The 21,648-nt window shown below is 49.8% G+C and carries 15 protein-coding genes; 4 read left to right on the top strand and 11 right to left on the bottom strand.

Annotated elements, in window-relative coordinates:
• Positions 1–51: 51 nt before the first annotated feature.
• The 3 genes from H6F93_RS06285 to H6F93_RS06275 all read right to left on the bottom strand — a co-directional run bounded on the left by H6F93_RS06285 (position 52) and on the right by H6F93_RS06275 (position 4,702).
• Positions 52–1,608 (bottom strand): NADH-quinone oxidoreductase subunit M, encoded by a 1,557-nt coding sequence (locus tag H6F93_RS06285; RefSeq protein ID WP_190679742.1) that lies wholly within the window; start codon positions 1,606–1,608, stop codon positions 52–54.
• A 16-nt stretch (positions 1,609–1,624) separates the two neighbouring features.
• A complete protein-coding gene (locus tag H6F93_RS06280) occupies positions 1,625–3,487 on the bottom strand; it encodes an NAD(P)H-quinone oxidoreductase subunit F (RefSeq protein WP_190679741.1) in 1,863 nt (620 codons plus the stop codon).
• Between the two features lie 579 nt (positions 3,488–4,066).
• Complete coding sequence (locus H6F93_RS06275; protein WP_190679740.1) at positions 4,067–4,702, bottom strand: peroxiredoxin; 636 nt, start codon at positions 4,700–4,702, stop codon at positions 4,067–4,069.
• Between the two features lie 274 nt (positions 4,703–4,976).
• On the opposite strand from H6F93_RS06275, the gene ureE reads away from it, so the two are divergent.
• From ureE to ureG, 3 genes are all read left to right on the top strand, one after another.
• A complete protein-coding gene (ureE, locus tag H6F93_RS06270; protein ID WP_190679739.1) occupies positions 4,977–5,471 on the top strand; it encodes an urease accessory protein UreE in 495 nt (164 codons plus the stop codon).
• Positions 5,395–6,192, top strand: a complete 798-nt coding sequence (locus H6F93_RS06265; RefSeq protein WP_242043324.1) for an urease accessory protein UreF — start codon at positions 5,395–5,397, stop codon at positions 6,190–6,192. The genes ureE and H6F93_RS06265 overlap by 77 nt, the downstream gene beginning before the upstream one ends.
• A 68-nt stretch (positions 6,193–6,260) precedes the next feature.
• Positions 6,261–6,881 carry an urease accessory protein UreG gene (gene ureG, locus H6F93_RS06260; protein ID WP_190679738.1) on the top strand — a complete coding sequence of 207 codons (621 nt, stop codon included), beginning with the start codon at positions 6,261–6,263 and terminating at the stop codon, positions 6,879–6,881.
• A gap of 76 nt (positions 6,882–6,957) precedes the next feature.
• Here the strand turns inward: ureG and infB are convergent, their stop codons facing one another.
• From infB to H6F93_RS06235, 5 genes are all read right to left on the bottom strand, one after another.
• Positions 6,958–10,068: a translation initiation factor IF-2 gene (gene infB, locus H6F93_RS06255; RefSeq protein ID WP_190679737.1), complete on the bottom strand. Its 3,111-nt coding sequence runs from the start codon at positions 10,066–10,068 to the stop codon at positions 6,958–6,960.
• Positions 10,069–10,515: 447 nt separating this feature from the next.
• Positions 10,516–10,815: a DUF448 domain-containing protein gene (locus H6F93_RS06250; RefSeq protein ID WP_524537904.1), complete on the bottom strand. Its 300-nt coding sequence runs from the start codon at positions 10,813–10,815 to the stop codon at positions 10,516–10,518.
• A 77-nt stretch (positions 10,816–10,892) separates the two neighbouring features.
• Positions 10,893–12,275, bottom strand: a complete 1,383-nt coding sequence (gene nusA / locus H6F93_RS06245; protein ID WP_190641944.1) for a transcription termination factor NusA — start codon at positions 12,273–12,275, stop codon at positions 10,893–10,895.
• A 128-nt stretch (positions 12,276–12,403) separates the two neighbouring features.
• Positions 12,404–12,865: a ribosome maturation factor RimP gene (gene rimP / locus H6F93_RS06240; RefSeq protein ID WP_190641943.1), complete on the bottom strand. Its 462-nt coding sequence runs from the start codon at positions 12,863–12,865 to the stop codon at positions 12,404–12,406.
• Positions 12,866–13,122: 257 nt separating this feature from the next.
• On the bottom strand, positions 13,123–14,622 hold the full coding sequence (locus H6F93_RS06235) for a hypothetical protein (protein ID WP_190679735.1): 1,500 nt from the start codon (positions 14,620–14,622) through the stop codon (positions 13,123–13,125).
• A 170-nt stretch (positions 14,623–14,792) separates the two neighbouring features.
• On the opposite strand from H6F93_RS06235, the gene H6F93_RS06230 reads away from it, so the two are divergent.
• Complete coding sequence (locus H6F93_RS06230; protein WP_190679734.1) at positions 14,793–15,683, top strand: alpha/beta fold hydrolase; 891 nt, start codon at positions 14,793–14,795, stop codon at positions 15,681–15,683.
• A gap of 264 nt (positions 15,684–15,947) precedes the next feature.
• On the opposite strand, the gene H6F93_RS06225 is transcribed toward H6F93_RS06230, so the two are convergent.
• From H6F93_RS06225 to H6F93_RS06215, 3 genes are all read right to left on the bottom strand, one after another.
• Positions 15,948–16,727, bottom strand: a complete 780-nt coding sequence (locus H6F93_RS06225) for a circadian clock KaiB family protein (protein WP_190679733.1) — start codon at positions 16,725–16,727, stop codon at positions 15,948–15,950.
• Between the two features lie 27 nt (positions 16,728–16,754).
• A complete protein-coding gene (locus H6F93_RS06220) occupies positions 16,755–18,086 on the bottom strand; it encodes a type IV pilus twitching motility protein PilT (RefSeq protein WP_190641939.1) in 1,332 nt (443 codons plus the stop codon).
• Positions 18,087–18,428: 342 nt separating this feature from the next.
• Entirely contained in the window at positions 18,429–21,548 is a 3,120-nt protein-coding gene (locus tag H6F93_RS06215; RefSeq protein ID WP_199313515.1) for a response regulator, read from the bottom strand.
• Positions 21,549–21,648 lie beyond the last annotated feature (100 nt).

Raw genomic sequence — 21,648 nt, 5'->3', positions numbered from 1 at the left:
CCGCTCAAAGTGCCCCAGTATGGGGAATTTAGGGAGCGAAATGCAGTTTACTCAAGGTTCCAGGCTGGGAATTGTTGCTACTGGTGCAAGCTCTTGATTGGCTGCAATGGAGCGATCGCTTTCAACTTTGCCCAGCACCCCATTCTCAATTGGAACGGCAGCTACCATCGCGTTGGTAGTGGGTTCGCTCCAGCGCACCAACCAAGTCGGTTGAACGCCCAGGAAGAAGATTAGGGCAGCAAGAATAAAGGCAGGGACCTTTTCGGAGAATTCAACTTTGGGAAAGTAGGCGATCGCATTGTCCAACTTTCCAAAACAGGTGCGGTTCAGCAGAATCACAAAGTAAACGGCGGTTAGACCTGTCCCCGCTACGCACAGTAGCGTTTGTGCAGGGAAGGCAACGAAGCTGCCCTGGAAAACCAGGAATTCAGCGATAAATCCAGCCATTCCAGGAATACCTGCACTTGCCATTGCGCCTAGAACGAGCAGAGAACTGACGGTGGGTAAGCCACGAATCGGATTCATCAAACCGTTTAGTACATCAAGTTCGCGAGTACCAACTTTGGCTTCGATAATACCGACCAGGTTAAATAGAATTGCCAGAATCAAACCGTGTGCCACCATTTGGGAAACGGCACCGACTAGGCTCAGTTCTGTAACGGCAGCACCGCCCAGCAGAACATAGCCCATGTGACCAATGGAACTGTAGGCAACCATGCGCTTGATATCTTTTTGGGCAATGGCAGCGATCGCTCCATACAGTACGCTCACTGCTGCCCAAGTTGCCATCCAGGGAGCTAGCACGCTCCAAGCATCAGGAAATAGCCCCAAACCAAACCGGAAAATGCCGTAGGTGCCCAGTTTTGCTAACACGCCGCCCAGCAAAATTGCGACAGGGGTAGACGCTTCAACGTAGGTGTCAGGGAGCCAGGTGTGCAGCGGCACCAATGGAATTTTGATGCCAAACCCGACCAGCAGCACACTCAGCAAAATCACCTGCAAGCCCAGCGGCAATGCCTGTCCTGCCAGGGATTCGTAGGCAAAGCTAGAAGCACCCGTTAGCAAAACCAGTCCGAGGAAACCCGCTAGAATCAGTGCACCAGAAGTAGCCGTGTAGATCAGGAATTTAGTCGCGGCATAACCCCGCTTCGCTCCTCCCCAAATCGAGATCAGCAAGTAGAAGGGAACTAGCTCCAGTTCATAAAACAGGAAGAATAGCAGCAGATTTTGAGCAAGGAATGCTCCAGCAACTCCGCCACTAATCAGCAGAATCAACGCATAAAACAGTCTCGGACGTTCAATTTCCGCTTTATTGCTAAATACAGCAATCCAAGTGAGCAGGCTATTGAGCGCCAGCAGAACGAGGGAAAGCCCGTCTACGCCAAGCTGATAGTTCAAACCTAATGTCTCGATCCAGGGCAGATATTCCTGCAATTGCAGCCCAGAGACGCTTGGGTCAAACTGGGTCATCAGAAAGATTGTCCAGGCTAAAACTGCGCCAGTAATGGCTAAAGTCCCGATGCGAACCTGTTTTGCGGAAAAGATGCCTGGCAGAAATCCGATGATGGCTGCCCCCAAAATAGGGAGCCAAATTAATACGCTAAGCATTGATTAAGTCTCCTATTTATTGAGCAAGGGGGAAGGGTAGGCGGATTAGCAGTGACCAACCCATCAGGACTGTGATTACCACAACTCCTAACGCAATCGTTAGCGTATAAAACTGGGTGCGCCCGGAGTTGCCATATTTCAAAGTTTCACCACCAAAGATGGAAGCAACACCAATGAAATTCACAAAGCCATCAACAATGTAGCGATCGCCCCAGTCCACCATTCGCGATATCACATCAACGCTGCCAACAATCGTGGAGCGGTAAATTCTAGGAGTGTAAAAGTCATACGCTAGCAGGTCACGCAATGGTTGCCAGAGAATGCCAACCGGCTTGGAGACTGTCTGACCGATGTAGATGAGTCCGCCCAAGCTGATGCCAAAAATGCTCGACCAGATCAGCAGCAGCGCCATGTCTTTGTTTAACACTGCCCAATCAGGTAGGAGTGAGAGACTCTGTAAAATCAGCGGCAGGTGAAGCGTAAAACCAACCAAAATCATCATGGGCAGGACAATCGTCCACAGGTTCTCGGGCGATCGCTCCGTCATCTGCTGCCGCTTGCCAGCAAAAATCAGCCCAAACACACGAGTCACGCTGAACGCTGACAGAGTATTCACCACTAGCAGAATCGCGACCACAACCGGACGAGTTGCCCATAGTCCATCCGCCAATTCCAACATTGCCCAAAAGCCGCCCAGCGGAGGCAGCGCAATCAGCCCCAGTGCACCCACAATAAAGGACAGTCCGGTAATTGGGCGGCGGCTCCATAGCCCACCCATCTGAGTCAAGTCTTGGGTGATGTTGTTTAGCACAATGGAACCCGTACTCATCACCAGCAGCGCCATTGCCAGAGCATGAGTCAATACCAGCAGAAAAGCGGCTTCAGTTTGCTGTGCGCCGACCGCGATAAACACCAATCCCATATAGGCGCTGACCAGGTAGGATAAGGCGCGTTTGATGTCGATTTGGGCGATCGCAATCAGCGTTCCACCGATCGCTGTCACCGCTCCAATAGCAATCATGGTCGTCAGTGCAAATGGAGACAGCGCCAGCACAGGCTCTAGCTTCACCAGCACCCATGCCCCTGTTGCCACTACCACCGAGTTTCTCAAAATCGTGCTGGGCAGTGGGCCTTCCATCGCCTCATCCAGCCACAGGTGCAGCGGAAACTGAGCGCACTTACCCATTGGTCCAGCAATCAGAGCAAGCGCAACCAGAGTCGCAACTTTCGGATCAACCTGCGCGGTCTGCGCCCACTGTGCCAATTCATTAAAATCCCAGGTGCCTGCCAGCGGATACAGTGCCAACACGCCCATCAGCAAAAACAGGTCGCCCACCCGCTTTGTCAGGAACGCATCTCGTGCACCTGTCACCACCAGCGATTGGTTCAGCCAGAATCCCACCAAAAGGTAGGTTCCCAGCGTCAAAACCTCTAGCAGAATGTAGCTAAAGAACAGAGAATTGCACAAAATCAGAGAACACATTCCGGCTTCAAACAGCGCCAGCAGCGCATAAAACCGTGCCCAGCCCCAATCCATTTCCAGGTAGCCAACGGCGTACCACTGCGCCAGAAAGTTAATTCCCGTCACCAGAATGGTTCCGCCAATCGTAATTGCCGAAATCTCCAGAGGAATTGTCAGGTCTAAATCTGCTACTTGCAGCCAGGGAATGAATTGATACTGAGTAGGCTGATTCCAGACTGCTGAAAACGCCAGCACCGCATGAAAAAACGCCACAAGCGTCATGATCAGGTTCACATAACCCGCTGGTCTAGGGCCCGTGCGTCGAATCACTGAAGGAAACCAGGCAATCGACAAAAGCATCCCCACCAGCGGATAGCAAGGAATGAACCAAGCTGTTTGAGCTAGGAACTGAAACATCTTTACTATCCTTCAAAGCTTAAAGTTCGGAAACCGTCTCCCCTTTCCAAGAACTCCCCAGGCAATTTGGGCATATAGGGATTTCTATAAGAAATGGGATAACCATCACTAAAAATCTATTGAAAATTAGCTTAACGTAGAAACCTAAAGAAAATGAGAATTGTTTGATAGAAATTTCTTGATGTGAAGTAGAGGTTCTACTTATACCTTGCTACGCCTTGGGGACATAACCTGGCGTTGCATGGGCTAAATGGCCAGCAGATGTTGCCGTAGGTTAGGTTTACTCAGCAGGAATTAGTCCCCGACAAAGGCGAGCGCCTCTCATCCCAAACCCATCTGTAGAGTAACGGTATCAGTAGGGGCGAACATTTGGTTACAATCCTTGCAACCGAAGCACAATTCTTTTGCCAAATGCTTCGTCCGTACACCCAATGGTGCTTCCTTACGAAACGGATTCTGTATTAGAAATCATCAAGCGTATCGCCTCAAGCAAACATGCTGGGCTTGGACAACAAAAAGACCCTCTTCCAAATTGGAAGAGGGGTAAAAACTGAAACATTACGGCTCAAGCCTCATTGCCTACTTGTTAGGCTGAGGCGTTGTGCGTAGGTAAGGCTTAACTTCGGTAACGCCTTTGGGGAATTTTTGCTTTGCTTCTTCGGTAGAGATCGTAGGAACGACCACTACATCATCGCCATCCTGCCAGTTTGCGGGGGTTGCAACGCTGTAGTTATCAGTCAGTTGCAATGAGTCAATCACGCGCAGAATTTCGTCAAAGTTGCGTCCTGCACTGGGGGGATAGGTCAACGTCAGACGCAGTTTTCTGCTGGGGTCAATGACGAAGACTGCCCGAACGGTGACTTTTGCGTTGGCGTTGGGGTGGATCATGCCATACAGATCAGCTACCTTCTTGTCGTCATCTGCCAAGATGGGGTAGTTGAGCGTTGTGCTTTGGGTTTCTTCGATGTCACCAATCCAACCCTTGTGAGATTCGACATCGTCAACGCTGAGGGCAATCGCCTTGACGTTGCGCTTGTCAAATTCGGGCTTAAGCTTGGCAACTTCGCCTAATTCTGTAGTGCAGACAGGGGTATAATCCGCAGGGTGAGAGAATAAAATCACCCAGCTATCGCCAGCCCAGTCATAAAAGCTAATGTCGCCCTCGCTGGACTTTTGAGTGAAATTGGGAACCGTATCGCCGAGTTGAAGTGCCATGCTAACTTCCTGTGATTTCTAATACAGATGCAAAGCGTTTACTCTGCTTATCATGCCATACAAACTCCGGTTATCCGATCGGAGTTTAGATCTTATTTATGATTTTAGCGTGACCAGAAATATTATCAGCTGTGGCTGGGGTGAAAGTACCCATAGCCCACAGTAAGCCTACAAGAGAGCTAGAGCAAATTTAACGTTTGACTATTTGGGTCGGCTTTAAAGCTTTCTAAGAAATGAATAGCTTATCAGAAAAAGATTATTCTGACAGAATTTCATGCTGAATTTGACGCAACGTTTGCCCGCTGATCCAACTGTAGTGGCTGAGTTTACTTTGGCTCTGACGGCTGAAGAAAGGGTGCGATCGCGCCACTACTTTCACACGGATGAGCAAGATTTTTATCTCAACCTACCCAGAGGCACGGTGCTACAGAACGGCGACCTGTTGCAAACTGAAGCTGATGGTCAAATAGTTCGTGTGAGTGCCAAGCCAGAACCTGTCATGACTGTGACAGCGCCATCAATGCTCGATTTGCTCCAAGCCGCCTATCATCTGGGCAATCGCCACGTGCCCCTAGAGGTGACGGCAACTCATTTACGCTTTTCGCCCGATCCGGTGCTCAAGGCAATGTTAGAGCAGCGAGGGCTGCATGTGTCCGAAGATATTGCCCCATTTCAACCAGAAGCCGGAGCGTATGGACACAATCACGCCGCCAATCATCATGCCCATCCCCCATCCGTTCCGGCTCAAGCCCACCACCATGCCCAATGAAACGCAGCTAGATCCAACTATTTCTCCTCCTACCCCTTCGTCCCTGCACTCCTCCACCTCCTCGCTCCTCCACCTGATGCAGTTGGTCAGTCCAGCACTCCCTGTGGGAGCCTACAGCTACTCTGAAGGATTGGAAACCTTAGTACAGTCCGGTAACTTGCCCGATGCTGAAAGTCTACAGCGCTGGCTGGTTCAAGAATTGCGCTATGGGGCGGTCCGCTTGGAGGGAGCGGTAATGGTGCGAGTTTACCAGGCTGCGATCGCCTCCCCATCTAACCTAAACTATTGGAATCAATGGCTCTCAGCCTTTCGCGAAACTGAAGAGCTGCGGCAGCAAAGCTGGCAAATGGGTCGCTCCTTGAGCCGATTATTGCTAGAGCTACAGCCGCCGCTAGAAGGTTTACTCCAAGCCTGTGGGGAACCTTGTAATTTTGCAGTTGCTTTTGCGATCGCCTCTCATTTCTGGCAGATCGACTGCAAAACGATGATCTTGGGTTACCTCCACAGTTGGTTAACTAATTTGGTGAATGCGGGAATCAGACTAATTCCGCTAGGGCAAACAGTTGGGCAGCGTTTGTTGCTGGAGCTTTACGCTGAGATTGAAACTGCAACGACCTCCATTTTAGAAATGAAGGACGAAGATTTTGGCAACTGTAGCTGGGGGGTGGCGATCGCCAGCATGAACCATGAAACCCTCTATTCCCGCCTGTTTCGCAGTTAGGTTTGCAGTTAGAAATATTGCGTTCCCATAAGCTATCATCTGCAAATTCTCGGTATAAGGGGGAAAGGATGCATACATTTCGAGTAGGAATTGCAGGTCCAGTCGGATCGGGCAAAACTGCGCTGGTAGATGCGCTCTGTAAAACAATGCGCGATTGCCACAACATCGCCGTTGTCACCAATGACATTTATACCCAGGAGGACGCGCAGTTTTTGGTGCGGAGTCAGGCATTGGAGCGCGATCGCATCGTCGGCGTAGAGACGGGTGGCTGTCCCCATACGGCAATTCGGGAAGATGCCTCGATTAACTTAGTGGCGATCGAGCAACTAGAACAACAGTTTAGCGACCTGAATCTAGTCTTCGTTGAAAGTGGGGGAGATAATCTAGCTTCTACCTTCAGTCCAGAACTGGTTGATCTGACTATTTACGTCATCGACGTTGCCGCTGGCGACAAAATTCCCCGGAAGGGTGGTCCAGGAATTACCAAATCCGATCTCTTAGTCATCAACAAAATCGATTTGGCATCGCTAGTCGGAGCAGATCTCACGGTGATGGAACGAGATGCCCGTAAAATGCGGGGCGAAAAGCCCTTTGTGTTTACAAACCTCAAAATCCGTCAAGGACTGGAAACGGTAGTCGATCTGATTCAGCTTCACATGGGTAAGAGTATCTCGGTAACAGCGAAATAAAATAACCATAAAAAAGTAGGGTGGGCACATTGCCCCCCCTACCCCATTTGGTAACTCTGCTTGTGATAAGCAAAAGTTAGACAGATAGCGATCGCCGCTTGGAGATCAGACGGTAGGTTTCAATAATGTCACCGACTTCCCAAGCGTTGAAGTTGTCTATGCCAATACCGCATTCGTAGCCAGCATTGACTTCCTTCGCGTCATCCTTCATCCGCTTCAGCGAATCCAAGTTGCCCTCAAAGACAACACTGCCGCTGCGACGAACCCGCACCTTACAGTTACGGATTGCTTTACCCGACTGCACATAACAGCCTGCAACTGCACCACGACCCACTGGGAATACTGCCCGAACCTCCACTTGACCCAGAGGTTCTTCCACCATTTCTGGCTCTAGCAAACCTTCCATTGCGCCCTGGATGTCTTCCAGCAGCTTATAGATGATGTTGTACTCACGTACATCTACACCAGCACGGTCTGCTGCTTGCCTCGAGCCACTGGCGAGAGTCGTGTTAAAGCCAACAATCACCGCATCACTCGCAGCCGCCAAATCAACGTCTGTTTCTGTGATTTCACCCGGAGCAGAGAGCAACACCCGCACCTGAACCTCTTTCTGAGGAAGCTGCTGTAGTGCTCCCAAAATGGCCTCGACTGATCCCTGTACGTCTGCCTTCAAGACCAGGTTTAGCTCCTTCAGATCGCCTTCCTGCGCCTTCGCTGAAAGCGTATTTAGACTGACCCGTCGGGATGCCATTGCCTGCTGTAAGCGAGACTGACGCTGTTGGTCAGTTCGGCTAGAAGCAGTCGATCGCGCCTCCTTCTCATCTAGGAAGACCTCAAACTCGTCACCCGCAGCAGGTACATCGCTCAGACCCAACACTTCCACAGCAAAGGAAGGTGAGGCGCTGTCTACCCGCTTACCTCGATCGTCAATCATGGCGCGGACTTTGCCAAAGGCAGAACCTGCTACCAGGACATCGCCGACCTTCAGCGTTCCGTTCTGAATCAACAGAGTTGCTACAGGACCTCTAGCTTTATCCAGGTTCGCTTCGATGATTGTTCCTCTAGCCGGACGGTCTGGGTTGGCATAGAGGTCTTCCACCTCTGACACCAGCAACAGCATTTCCAGTAGGGTATCCAGGTTTTCACCATTGATCGCGCTCACTGGAACCATAATGGTTTCACCACCCCATTCCTCTGGCACAAGTCCAAACTCGGTCAGCTCCTGCTTCACCCTGTCTGGCTGAGCTTCTTCTTTATCGACCTTGTTGATCGCGACTACAATTGGCACTTCCGCTGCTTTTGCGTGACTAATTGCCTCAATGGTTTGAGGTCTTACACCGTCATCTGCAGCGACGACCAGCACAGCAATGTCTGTAACCCTGGCTCCTCTTGCCCGCATCGCAGTAAACGCCTCGTGACCTGGTGTATCCAGGAAGACGACCTGCTGCGTATTGCCCTCATGCTCGACATCGACGTGGTAAGCACCAATGTGTTGCGTAATGCCGCCTGCTTCGCCCTGAGCCACTTTGGTTTTGCGGATCGAGTCGAGCAGAGTGGTCTTACCATGATCGACGTGTCCCATGATCGTGACCACAGGAGGACGACGCTGGAGGCTTTCCAGGTCGGTCGCATCGATCATTTCGGTGACTTTCTTCGCCTCAGCCTCAGCCTCAGCAGTCTCTACTGTCACGCCCATTTCCTCTGCCACCATAGTCGCAGTGGGAATGTCCAGAATCTGGTTGATGTTGGCGATGATGCCCTTGAAGAAGAGCGCTTTGATAATCTCTGTTTCAGGGACTACCAGCTCCTCAGCCAAGTCGTGAACAGTCAAGCTGCCCGTCAGAATTAGATGCTCTGGACGCTCAACTTTTGCTTCTTCACGGCGATCGCGGCGATAGCTTCTAGAAGATTCCCGCCCTTTGCTCTTTTGAGTTGGGCTAGAAACTGCTACCGGCTTCACCTGTCCTGGACGGCCTTTTGGCTTAGGTGGACGTGCTAAGGACAAGCTGACCTGTATGGGAGAATCCTCATCATCTGCGTTCAGAACATCTTCCAGTTCTTCTTCATCCTCATCCAGCACAGGCTGGGCGCGGCGCTTCGCTTTGGTTGCTTTTGCCGCTTTTGGTGTTTCTTGCTCTTCCTCTTCTTCCTCCCAACCCTTAGTCCGTTTGGGAACACGAGGCAGAGTAGGTCGCCTTAGCTCATCTAGCGGTCCGGCTACAGGCTCAGTACCAGTTTTGGCCGTTTCAGTACCGTCAGCGCCATCCGATGATCCAGGCGCACCAGGACGAACCGGTTTACGCCGTAGTTCGATAACAGGCTTTGGCTTTGGAGCAGCTTGTTCTTCAGTTTCCGTGATTGGAATCTGCCTACCGCGATCGCCTCTCAGAGCAACTCGTTCTCCTCTCTCAGAGGGGGCTCTAAGCTCAGGTCTTGCTGAGTCAGATGAGCGAACTTCAGGTTGATCGGTTCTAGCCCGTTTTAGCGTTGGTCGATTGGTCAGGTTAGATTGCGGCGGACTCGCAACTTTGGCAGCCGGTCTAGATGGAGGCGCAATGAGGTCAGGCACCTCTTCCTCTTCAAGAGATATCACGACATCGTCGATCGGCTCAGCAAAAATACTAAGCTCACTAGATTCAGGCACTTCAACTTCTTCAGAAATGCGATCGCGCAGATCCTCTTCTACCTCAGCTTCTTCTACTACAGCGGCCGTTTCAACAGTTTCAGGACTATCCGGCTGTGAACGCTGTGGTCGGCTAGGGGGCCCTGCCAGACGGTTTACAGGGCGTGCAGGAGAGCTAACGGGCGGCGCTGCTACGTCATCGAATGAGGACGGATCAGAGATTGGTGCATCAGCTTCCGCCTCTGCTCGCTTGGGAGGAGCCGCTAATGGACGATGACGACGAATTTCAAGAATCTGTTGCTTTTTAACGGGTGGCTGCACGCCAGATTTTCGAGCTTGAGAACCACCATTGTACTGAGCCGACGAATTAGGCTTATTGGCAGAAGAGTGACTGGTGGTGTGCTTCTCGGCAGCGGATCGAATCTGAGCGGCTTCAGCTTCTGTAATAGTGCTGCTGTGGCTTTTGACCGCAATGTTGAGCTGATCGCAAACTGCCAAAATATCCCTATTGTCCAAATTCAATTCCTTTGATAACTCGTAAATTCTCACTTTGCCGTTGTTCATCCACGCTTCCTCTTCGTACCGGACTTGTTGTCACATAATGTTCTGCCGCTCTTTTGATGAAACTACGCTAAATCTACTCAAGCCGTGCATTTAACCTGAAAAGCTACAGATTTTGCTATTTCCATGATCCTACAGATGAAGGATTTTGGGCATATCTTGTAACTTTCTCCCATAGTTCAGAAGGCTGCCCTGGAAAAATAAGCAGCTTCTTTTACTATCTTGCCTGAACTTTCAGAAAACTGGTGGCAGCCTCCGACCAGATCGTTAGCAATGAAAAGGCATAGCTATACTAATGCTACACGGTTACTACAGATTACCTCCAACTGTCTCCGCATTGAATCCATCTGAAGTTAGCTGTAAGTTCAGTGTAACTACCCAAACGAATCTCTACTAGGGGCAGTATGTTACTCAATACATTGCTGATACTGCACTCAAAGCAGATATCACCTAGGACTGGGAACTGGAAGCTGATAGACGTTTCCACAATATTTGATAAATTGTCTCGGGAACACAAGCTTTGAGCGATCGCCCCAGTCGGTTTTTCTTTTGAGCTGTCCGCAAACAGCTTTCCTGCGGACACAGGTAAACTGATCGCCCTTCACCCTGATCTAATTCTACCGTACCAGATGGGTGTACTCTGACAATTCGCCAGAAGCCTGACTTTAGTGCAACCCTGCGGCAGCTCACGCAGCGGCGATAGTTTGGCAACATAACCCCTACCAGATCAATGCAAATAAATTTGCTCACTCCCGGATCATCTGCGCCAGATCATCTATGAGTGAATGAAGGCACGTGCTTTGAATAACCCTCGCGACCGGGCATATCTATGGTCTAAAATCCGCCTGAGGCCGCTTGATTGCATTATCTGCTTCAACCCCGAATCCGTCTGCTGAGACAGTAGTGGGTTCAGGGGAGGGATCAAATTCTGGCTCTTCCAAGTCAAGATTTTCAGATTCCGATTCTAGTTCTGACTCAAATTCTGATTCCAGTTCCTCATCTTCCTGCCACTCCTCTTCCTGAGCTTGACGGCGTTCTTCGGCTAGAGCTGCCATTTTCTGGTTTTCCGCTTCATAGTCATACTTGGCTGAATCTTTGATGTCAATCTTCCATCCAGTCAAGCGAGCTGCCAAACGCACGTTTTGACCCTCTTTACCGATCGCCAGACTCAACTGATCTTCTGGAACTAGCACATGCGCCTGCCGATCTTCTGGGTTAATGAGGCGTACCTCGTCTACTCGTGCTGGACTGAGGGCATTAGCAATATAAGTGGCGGGGTCAGGCGACCAACGAATTACGTCAATCTTTTCGCCGCGCAGCTCATTTACCACCACCTGAATGCGTGAACCTCGTGCGCCGATGCAAGCTCCTACCGGGTCAACATCTCGCTCCAGGGTGTCTACCGCAATTTTAGTGCGAGGTCCAACGGAACGAGAGGGTGGATTGGCTTCTCGGGCGACCGCAACAATCCGCACAATTTCATCTTCAATCTCGGGAACTTCGGTAGCAAATAGGTCAACGACAAGTCCTGCATCTGCTCTAGATACCAAAAGCTGTGGTCCCCGGTGTGATCCTTCCGAGACGCGCTTGAGAAAGACCTTAAAGACTGCGTTTGCGCGATAGTTGTCGTTCGGCAACTGATCGCGTTTGAGCAGTTCTGCTTCTACTTCAGGTTGCCCAAAGCCGCTGCTGACTGCCATGATTACAGACTGCCGCTCAAATCGTAGCACCCGTGCTTGAGGTAGAACGGTTCCTTCAAGATCCTGGAATTCTTCTTGAACGAGCTTGCGCTGCTGATCCCGCAGCTTTTGAGCGAGTACCTGTTTCGTTTGGATGGCTGCCATGCGCCCAAATTCGCCTTGATCAGGTGTGACATCCAATACCACGGTGTCACCAAGTTGCGCTTCTGCTGCGACTTCTTGCACTTCCTGAAGGGCAATTTGGTGGTCGGGTGTGGTCACTTCTTCCACAATGGTTTTTGCAGCAAGGACACGAAACCCTTCATCCTCAATGTCTAATTCGACTTCAAAATTGTTGAAGTATTCTTCGTCAAAGCTGGCACTGTCGGGGCGGTGAGTGCGACGATAGCGCTCATATCCTTTGAGTAGGGCTTCTCGCAGGGCAGCTTGAACCGCGTGTTTGGGCAAGTTGCGCTCACGGCTGATGCCGTCAATCATGTCTTGAAGTCCGGGTAAGCTGACCATTGACATAGAACTAACCTCCTGCTTTCCGAGTTTTCGGTTTTGTATTTTGTTTAGTGATGGTTCCGTTAGCTTGTTTTAAGTTTTGGGTTCTAAACGTTGGAACCCAAAACTTAAAAGACAAAGCTCAAAACGATTTAAGGACTTTCGTCTAGCTGCACTGTGTCAATCAAGTGGCGTGGAATAGCGATCGCCCGTCCTTTTTTGTTTAAATAAAGTGCTTCTTCATCGCGCCGAATCAACTTCCCAGCCCAGGATTTGTGTCCTTCATGCGGCTCTGTTGTCGTCACAACTACAGGGAAACCCTTAAAGGAAATGAATTCTCGATCGGTCGTCAGGTTACGAGGAATTCCAGGGCTGGAAATTTCTAAAACGTAAGCATCAGGAATCACATTTGCCTCGTCTAAGGCCGCTTCTAGCGCTCGACTCATTTGCTCACAATTTTCCAAACTTACATCGCCCTGAGAATTACGGATATCTACCCGCAAAATGGGCGGATGTTGATTAGTATGAAAAACAGCCGTAACGACCGCTAAGCCCAAGTCTTCGGCGATTGGGGCTGCTAGATCAACAATTTTAGGAATTAAAGGATGAGCCATCTTTCTCTCAAGATGCTGTACAGATATTCTTAGAGTGCTGTACAGGTAAAAGTTGCCTGTAATTCATCAAACCGGATTGCGTTGCAATAAAAAAAGTGGGGTCTGGCCCACTTCCACCGAAATGATGTCCAAAATGTGACGAAACGCAGAGTTGCCCTTCATCACTGATAAGTCTAGCGCATTCAGTTCAGAGTTGTCAGAATACGCTGCTGTAAGGAACTATGGGTGATCTGAGTGGCTCGCTCATTTCTGACGGCTTATTTCCTGCCGCCCGTTTGAGTAATTTGGTAAAGCATCTGAGTTTGTTCGCGCAGCTTCTCTACATCTTCTTCGGCAATCCGTTGAACGTAGTTGATCTTGACTTCATCCAGCCAGACAGCTACCAGAGCTTCAATTTCCTCTAAGGTGTGCCCTTTTTGAATTTCAGCTCTAAAAGCTTTGACGGTGTTGTCGATCAAGGTTTGAGTCAGGGCTGACCCAGCTGGGTCTTCCTGTAGTGAATCAGCGATCGCCCCGTACACAGTTTGATAAAGCTGAGCAATCACCTGCCGGGTCAGTTGGTCGGGGAGATCGCCAATTCCAGGCAAGTGCTTGACTCCTTCATACAGCGGCAACTCTTGTAAAGCTTTGCTGGCGTTGTGGTGCAACAAAGCTTCAACATCCGGTCTGACTTTAGGCAAAACCTGGCAAACCAGAGTTGAAGATAGCCGCCTGGAAATCAGGGTAACTTCATCGACCTCGTTCAGGTTGATGTAACGTGGACCTACTTCCGGCTTGAGCAGCGTTCGAGCAATATCTCCCTGGCGAATCAGATTTTGAAGTTGCTCAATTACGCGAATCACGACGATTTCAGTCAACTCGACCGCATAGTTAGCGATAATTCCTCGAATAATGCGATCGCGTAGTGGATCAAGGTTAATCAGGTTAGATTGATTGATCCGCGTAGTTAAAGGAATAATTCGCAGGAAGCGCCAAAACGGCAGCAGCAGAAGCACGTCATACCAGCGCCATAGCATTGTATCTAACCAACTGGTGCCTTTGTAGCGGCGGCTGAGATACCACGTTCTAGCTAAAAACTCGATCCCAAACAGGGCAATAAACCAGATATCGATTTTGATAAATTCATCGGTGGGTCTGCCGTTAAACCCGATGCTGCGATAGTAGTTGCTTTGAATCAGCGGCTCAATACGCTCGTCGAAAAAGCCCATCTGTCGAGCAAAGCCGTTTCTATCAAGATATTCAGGGCTCCAAAAGATAGTAAATGCTTGTTTTGAAGATTCAATTTCCTGTCCAGTCTGGTCTTCAACGTGCCTTCGCATCCGCTCCTTGATTCGTTCCAGAGTGCCTGACTTGTTGGCAATTTCAAACGGATCTTCGTCAACCATGGCTTCACTGCGGCTCTGCAACTCCGACAGAATAGGCCGCATCTGTGGCGATGAAATAGACTGTTCTCCTTGCTGGCGTACCTGCCGCTCTAGCTCATCCACGGCAGCCAGATAAGCTTCGGTAGTGCGGTTTGGCTCAATTCCTTTGAACTGATGACCGTACCAGTCAATAAACCGTGAAGAGTTGATCTGGCGATCGCTCCAAAGGGTAATCGGCGGAATTTGCCTCAGATAAAAGTCTCTTAATGGAATGTAGCTGTAATCAAACAGCACCAGCGAAAAATTTAACAGCGCGATCGCCGCCATGATGCGTTCAAACAAACGCGCTCTGCGCCGAGCTTTAGTAACTTTAGAGCGTTCTAAGGCTGCCATGAAGAGACTCAATTGAAATTTCACCCATTGTGTTCAAATATGCTGTTTTATGAGCCAAATTACTATCTGCAATCGGTGGGATTTCAGCGCTGCGATAGGATCAACTAGGATCATTTATATTGCTTCACACTAATTCTCAGAATCGCATTTTTCTAAAGTACGCCTAGCTTATGCAAACATCGACCGAAACCCAAACAGGAGCCTATTGGCAGTGGCGAGAACAACCTATTTACTACGTGCGAAGTGGCGATCGCCATCCTCAAAGACCGCCCCTGTTGCTAATTCATGGGTTTGGTGCCTCCACCGACCACTGGCGCAAAAATATCGAGGGGCTAAGCCGTGATTTTGAAGTCTGGGCGATTGACCTACTAGGCTTCGGACGCTCCGCCAAACCTGACTGGCAGTATAGCGGTGACCTCTGGCGTGACCAACTGCACGACTTTATCACCAACGTGATTGGTCAACCTGCGGTGCTGGCTGGCAACTCTCTTGGTGGCTACTCAGCCCTGTGTGTTGCTGCACAACGCCCCGAATCAGCAGTTGGACTAGTCCTGCTTAACAGTGCCGGCCCATTTACCGAAATGCAGCTTACCTCCAAGCCTGACCCTTTCAGGCAAACAATGGGCACGCTGCTCCAATCCTTTCTGCTCCAGCCACTACCCAGCTTCTTGTTGTTTCAGTATGTCCGACAGCGCTGGGTAATTCGTCGAACTTTGGAAAGCGTTTATTTGGATAAAAGCGCCATCACGGACCAGCTTGTTGAAGATATTTACCGTCCTTCTTGCGATTCGGGGGCTGCAAAAGTCTTTGCCTCAGTGTTCAAGTCACCTCGTGGCGAAAAAATTGATGTTTTGCTGAATCAACTGACCTGCCCACTGCTACTGCTCTGGGGTGAAGGTGATCCCTGGATGAATGCCAGAGATCGAGGCGCTCAATTTCGGCAGCACTACCCGCAACTAATGGAGCATTACCTACAGGCTGGACATTGCCCCCACGATGAGGTGCCCGACCAGGTAAATACACTATTGCGAGAATGGGTGCTGAATCTAGGCGAAAGGTAAAAGGCGATCGCTTTTCTCCCTTGCGAAGACCCGATTCATTACGTCTTTAAACCTTAGACCTCCTGCACGAATATTTGATCGCCTCCTAAATCCTGCATTTTTGGGGAACTTTGAAGCTCGATCTTGATAGTTTCGTAGGAAAAAATCGATTCATGCAGGAGGTCTCTTGTACTGATTCCCTTTAAGGCTGCACATTTTGAAAAGTGCCTCGCGTACCTTTCAAAATGTGCAGCCTTGTGTAGAAACGGTATTACAAACTCAAGCTCAAGAAGTAGAGAGCATTTGCAGAATTTTAGCCGCGTTCTCCAAGTTTCCGGCAATACGTCGAACTGGCTTCGGCCAAACCTTAACCAGGGTTGGAGTAGCCGCAACTTGATCTGCTTCTGCCTGCTCAGGGTGCTTGTAGATGTCAACAACCTTCAGCGTGTAGGGTTGCTGAAGAGATTTTTCTAAGAGCTGATGCAGATTTTGCAGAATACGTTCTGTAGCGGAATTATGTCCTGCAATAAACAACCGCAACACGTAGCCTTGGGAAGGCGGATCTAATTTTTGAGGTGACCAGGAAAGCGCTGTGTGTCTGCTTTCGAGTGAGTAGGAGTGAGGTTCTGCTTGAAGCCGAACGACCAGATCATGCTCCTCCCAAAGCTGGGGAAATTGTTGGCGATAGCTAGCTAAAACAAGCGGGTCACAGAGTTCTTTCTGCCGAGGATCTGCCTCCCAAACTAAATCTTCCATTGCAAAAATCGCATTAAGCAATGCTTGATGGGATAAAACTCGGGGACAAGCCTCTGCAGAGATTTGAATTTGCTGTGTTTTAGGGTCAAGCCAACGGTCAATGGTTGCTGTGTAGCAGGGCAACAAAAAATGGGGAGGCTCAACCAACCCCAGCATCTCCTGCAATACTGAACAAAGTTGCAGATGCCAACGGCTCTGCTTGTGGGGATCGATGCAATACACCAAATCCCCACCTGGCGTAAATAAAGCAATTCCCTTAAAGAGACCTGGGTTCTGAGTTTTGAGTGCTGAATCGGAACTGTAACTCATGACTCAAAACTCACAACTCAAAACTCCCTAAACACGACCGCGCAAGATTTGTGCCATTTCATTGGGTTTAGGCGACATTTCCAGAGCCGTTTCTTCAGTGATCCGCCCTGCTTCGTATAGCTTGTAGAGCGATTGGTTCATTGTACACATGCCGTCAAAGGTACATCTAGGAATAATTGCTTCAACTTCGTCAATTTCCCCACGCCGAATGTAGTCTTTAATTGCGTCTGTGTTGATCATGATGTCGTGGAAAGCAGCCCGTTTGCCGTCCGTGGTGCGACATAGACCTTGAGCGATGACAGCAACCAGAGATTCGGCGATCGCCACCCGCATGGGAGCCTGCTGATCTGGCTCGTACAGGCTTAGAATCCGCTCAATCGTCTTCACAGCACTGTTGGTGTGCAGCGTTCCCATAACCAAGTGTCCGGTTTGGGCTGCTTTAAGTGCCGTGTTCACCGTTTCCTTGTCTCGCATTTCACCAATCAGAATCACATCTGGGTCTTCCCGCAAAGAAGACTTCAGTGCCCGGTCAAATTCGAGCGTGTGAATTCCGACTTCCCGCTGTTTGATCAAAGCTTTGCGGCTCTGGTGGACATATTCAATTGGGTCCTCAATCGTGATGATGTTTTTGGGCATCTCCTTATTGATGTAGTCCACCATTGCTGCCATCGTTGTGGACTTACCAGAACCCGTCGGACCTGTCACTAACACTAAGCCTTTGTGATAGTGACAAATGTCTTTAAATACCAGGGGCAGATTCAACTGCTCAATGGTCAGGATTTTCAGCGGAATCAAACGCATAACCAGCGCCGGACCCCTGAGCGAATCGAACAAGTTTACCCGTACCCTGGCAAAGTCGTATTGAGCCGCTCCGTCAAAGTCAAGCGTTTCCTTAAACCGCTTGATTTCCATGTCCGACAGGATTTCTTTAAGCCAACTGAAAAAGGTTGACTCATCCGTAACAGGGTAATCCGTAAGGTCCATTTCACCCCGGTTGCGGAAGCGAGGAACCTCACCCACACCTGCATGGATATCAGAAAATCCTTTATCAAAGGCTTCTTTGACAAGCTGCGCCAAGGTAGGCGAACCAGGCGTGACTTTATTAACTCGCGAACTCTGCACTGGAGGGGGTGCAGCAGGTCGATGTCCTGCTGGCGGTGGCGGCGGTTTCACAGCCGGTGCAGTAGCCTCGTGGGTCATAGGAGCGGTGTTCACCGAAGTAGCTGTAGGGGTCCCCAAAGTTTGAGAAGGCACCTGCGTAGCTCCGGCAGATGCATGGGGCGCAGCCTGTCTCGGGGGCGGGGGAGGGGGAACCCGATGAGCAGGAGGAGGGGTGAGCGGACGCTGTGCTTCTGTCATAAACTACTTCTCAGTGAAAGAGTTTCAGGATGCCTCAGATTTGGTTGAACCAAAGCCGAAACCTACTCTGGGCAATTGAACAAGATGGAGAAATTGAGTGGCTTGCGAGAAGGGAATGCATAACTTCCCCCCTTTATACCTGGTTTTTTACAAAAACTTCTAGAGTCTCAATTTCAGTTTATATATGATTGCCTATAGATTGCCCAAAGCTTGAGTGATTCTTGCAGCTTGTTACTGTGATTTCTAGAGCGATTCAATCAAGCCAACTCAATCAAAAAGTGAAGCCAGGGCAAAAATTTCTTCCTCATTTTTTCTCTAGCTTTTGTAAACCCTGTTCTACAGCTATACGGGCTGCTGAAGCTGCTGACGATGTAGCTCTAGGGTCGTTTTAACTCTCTGATACTCCGCTTCAAGACTAGTCAGCTTTTCCTGGATTTCGGCTTCGCTGATGCTTGTTTTGTTGATTTGATCAGGATGTTCCATCGTCCAGCGTTCTAGTCTTTGGCAAATATCCGCCAGGTGGGTGGCTCCGACGGCAGCACTGGTTGACTTCAAGGTGTGAGCAGCTTGCTGCAAGGCACTAGGGAGATCAGCAGTTCCTGCTTCGCGCATAGCCCGCAGTAGGCGAGGTGCATCTTCCAAGTAGATGTCAATGATTTCAAACAGGACGTCCCGATTTTGTTCTCGCCCGATCGCCTGCAGCTCTTGTAAAACTTTGAGGTCAATGGCTGGTGATAGTTCGTTTCTGGAGAGCGGTTGGCATTTTTTTAGCGCTTGGACTAATTTCTCGATCCGAATTGGCTTGCTGAGATAGTCATCCATGCCCGCGATGAGGCATTCTTCGCGATCGCCCGTCATTGCTCCTGCTGTCATCGCAATAATGCACGGACGATTTGCGGGTTGCCAGTCCTGACAGATCTGGCGAGTTGTGGCGATGCCGTCCATTTCTGGCATCTGCACGTCCATCAACACAACGTCATAGGTTTGGCGATGTAGCGACTCCAGCACCTCCCGCCCATTGCAAACGACATCGGCTCGATACCCGATGCGTTGGAGGAGGTGCAAAACAACTTTTTGATTGACAACGTTATCTTCTGCTAAGAGGATCTTCAGCGGCAACTGTTGAGGCAGGGGTAGCTCAGTCGGGCTAGTGACGGATTGGGGTGGCTGCATCTGAATCGGTTGTCTACCCAGAATGCGAACTAAAACGTCATGAAGTTGAGCTTGCTTAACGGGTTTGTGGAGCAATGCCTTGAAGCTGGCGATGGTTGTTGCATGGGCATCTCGCTCCAGGTTGACCATTGAGGTTAGCATGACGAGCGGCAAACGCAGATAGCCTGGTTGCCTACGAATCACGGTTGCTAGGGTTAGCCCGTCCATGTTGGGCATCTGCATATCGAGAATGGCAATATCAAACAAGTTGGGTTGGGTTAGCCAGCTTAAAGCCTCTGTACCAGAGGCAGCAGCGCGGCTAGACATGCCCCATGCCTGAGCTTGAAGGGTGAGAATTTGGCGATTGGTGGCGTTGTCATCGACGATCAAGAGTCGCTTTCCGACGAGATAATCTGCGTGAAGGGAGCGATCGCCCGTTTCAAAGTTAGGCGCTGCCTGAGTCAGGATCGTGAAATAGAAGGTGGAACCTTGACCAACCTGGCTCTCAACCCACATTCTGCCGCCCATCATCTCACTCAAATTTTTGCTAATGGCAAGTCCTAGTCCGGTCCCTCCATAGCGACGATTAGTAGACGAGTCTACCTGGCTAAACGACTTAAACAGCCGATCCATGCGGTCTGCCGGAATTCCAATGCCCGTATCTTTGACTGCAAATTGAATCTTGTAAACCGGGCAAAACTCGTTATCTAGTTTTTTGTCTGCCGATTTTTGAATTGACTCGACGGAGACGATTACCTCACCTGAACTTGTAAATTTGACGGCGTTGCTGATCAGGTTGACTAGAATTTGGCGCAGTCGGGTGACATCTCCCACAATGAATTGAGGGGTTTGAGGCTCGATCAGGTAGCCCAACTCCAGACCTTTTTCGGCAGCTTTAGGTGCCAGTAAGTCAAGGGATTCTTCGATGCATTCACGCAAGCTGAAGGGTTGGCGTTCTAAATCGAATTTGCCAGATTCGATTTTAGAAAAATCCAAAATGTCGTTGATGATAGTGAGCAAAGCATCGCCGCTGGTGCGAATGGTTTCAACGAAGTCTTGCTGCTGCGGGTCAAGCGGAGTGTCCAACAGCAACCCGGTCATACCAATGACGGCATTCATAGGGGTGCGAATTTCGTGGCTCATGTTTGCCAAAAATTCGCTTTTTGCCCGATTTGCGGCTTCGGCTTCTCGTTTTGCTCGTTCTAGAGCGAAGTTCTTAAGCGCTAGTTCTTGGCGCTGAAGCTTTTCCTGCTCTAATAGGTGAGCCTGCGTGAGTGCGATCCCAACTTGGGCAGCGACAGCTTCTAGTAGCTCGATTTCATCATCTGTCCATTCGCGGAAGTGATCGCACTGATGTAGCTCGATGATTCCGTTTGGCTCGTTGTTATACGAGGTGCGGACTGCTAGCAGCGACTTTAAGTGAGCTTGATGATGGATTGCGAGTGCAGGAGATAGAAGTGGTTCTGCGTAGACATTAGGGAAGGCGATCGCCTGATCACGAGCTAGCAAACCCTGCATGTAGGGATTGTCAACAACAGGAATTTCCAACTTTAGAACTGACTGATATTCAGCTTCTAAATATTCAGCTACACAAGGAGCTTTGGGCACTGGTGCAGCAATGTAAGTGCGGATTACGCAGTGGTTTACTCCAAATGCTTGACCAATTTGTGTTGCTGTAGTTTGAAAAATCTGTTGAATGTCCAAACTTTGGCGAATTTCCTCGGTGATTTTCTTCAGTAGCAAAGCCCGATGGATTTGGTGCTGGAGGCTATCTTCTGCCTGCTGTCGCTGTTTCAGGGCTTTTTCTACAGTTTTCAGGTTATGGCGCAGTTCCAACTGAGTGACAACTTGACGTGCTAAAACTCGCAGAGTTTCTTGTTGCTCAAGGCTTAAGTTTCGCGGCACAAAGTCAATGACACAAAGTGAGCCTAATGTGAAACCATCGGGCGTGACTAACGGCGCACCCGCATAAAACCGAATATGTGGATCTGCAGTCACTAGAGGATTGTTAGCAAATCGTGGATCTGCCAGAGCATTAGGTACAATCAGCAAGGCTTCGGGCTGGAGCACCGTATGGGCACAAAAGGCAACATTTCGTGGGGTTTCTGATGCGTCCAGCCCAACTTTTGACTTAAACCACTGTCGCTTAGCATCGACTAAACTAACCAACGCGACGGGAGTTTGGCAGATCTGGGCGGCCAGCCGAGTCAAGTCGTCAAAAGCAGCCTCAGGAGGAGTATCAAGAACTTCACATCGGTTAAGTGCTTGCAACCTTAAAGCTTCATTTTCTGGCAATGGAGCGACTTGCATAAGCGATCGCGAGATTCAGATTAAGATTCAGTCATTAATTATCAGCATTCCCGGCTCAATTATGTCTTGCTCACTTGGATAAATATCAAGAATGCCGCTC

Source organism: Leptolyngbya sp. FACHB-671 (assembly GCF_014695745.1).
Lineage (GTDB): Bacteria > Cyanobacteriota > Cyanobacteriia > Elainellales > Elainellaceae > JAAUTN01.
Note: the sequence above shows the minus strand (reverse complement) of the source record. Positions and strands in the feature narration are given on the sequence as shown.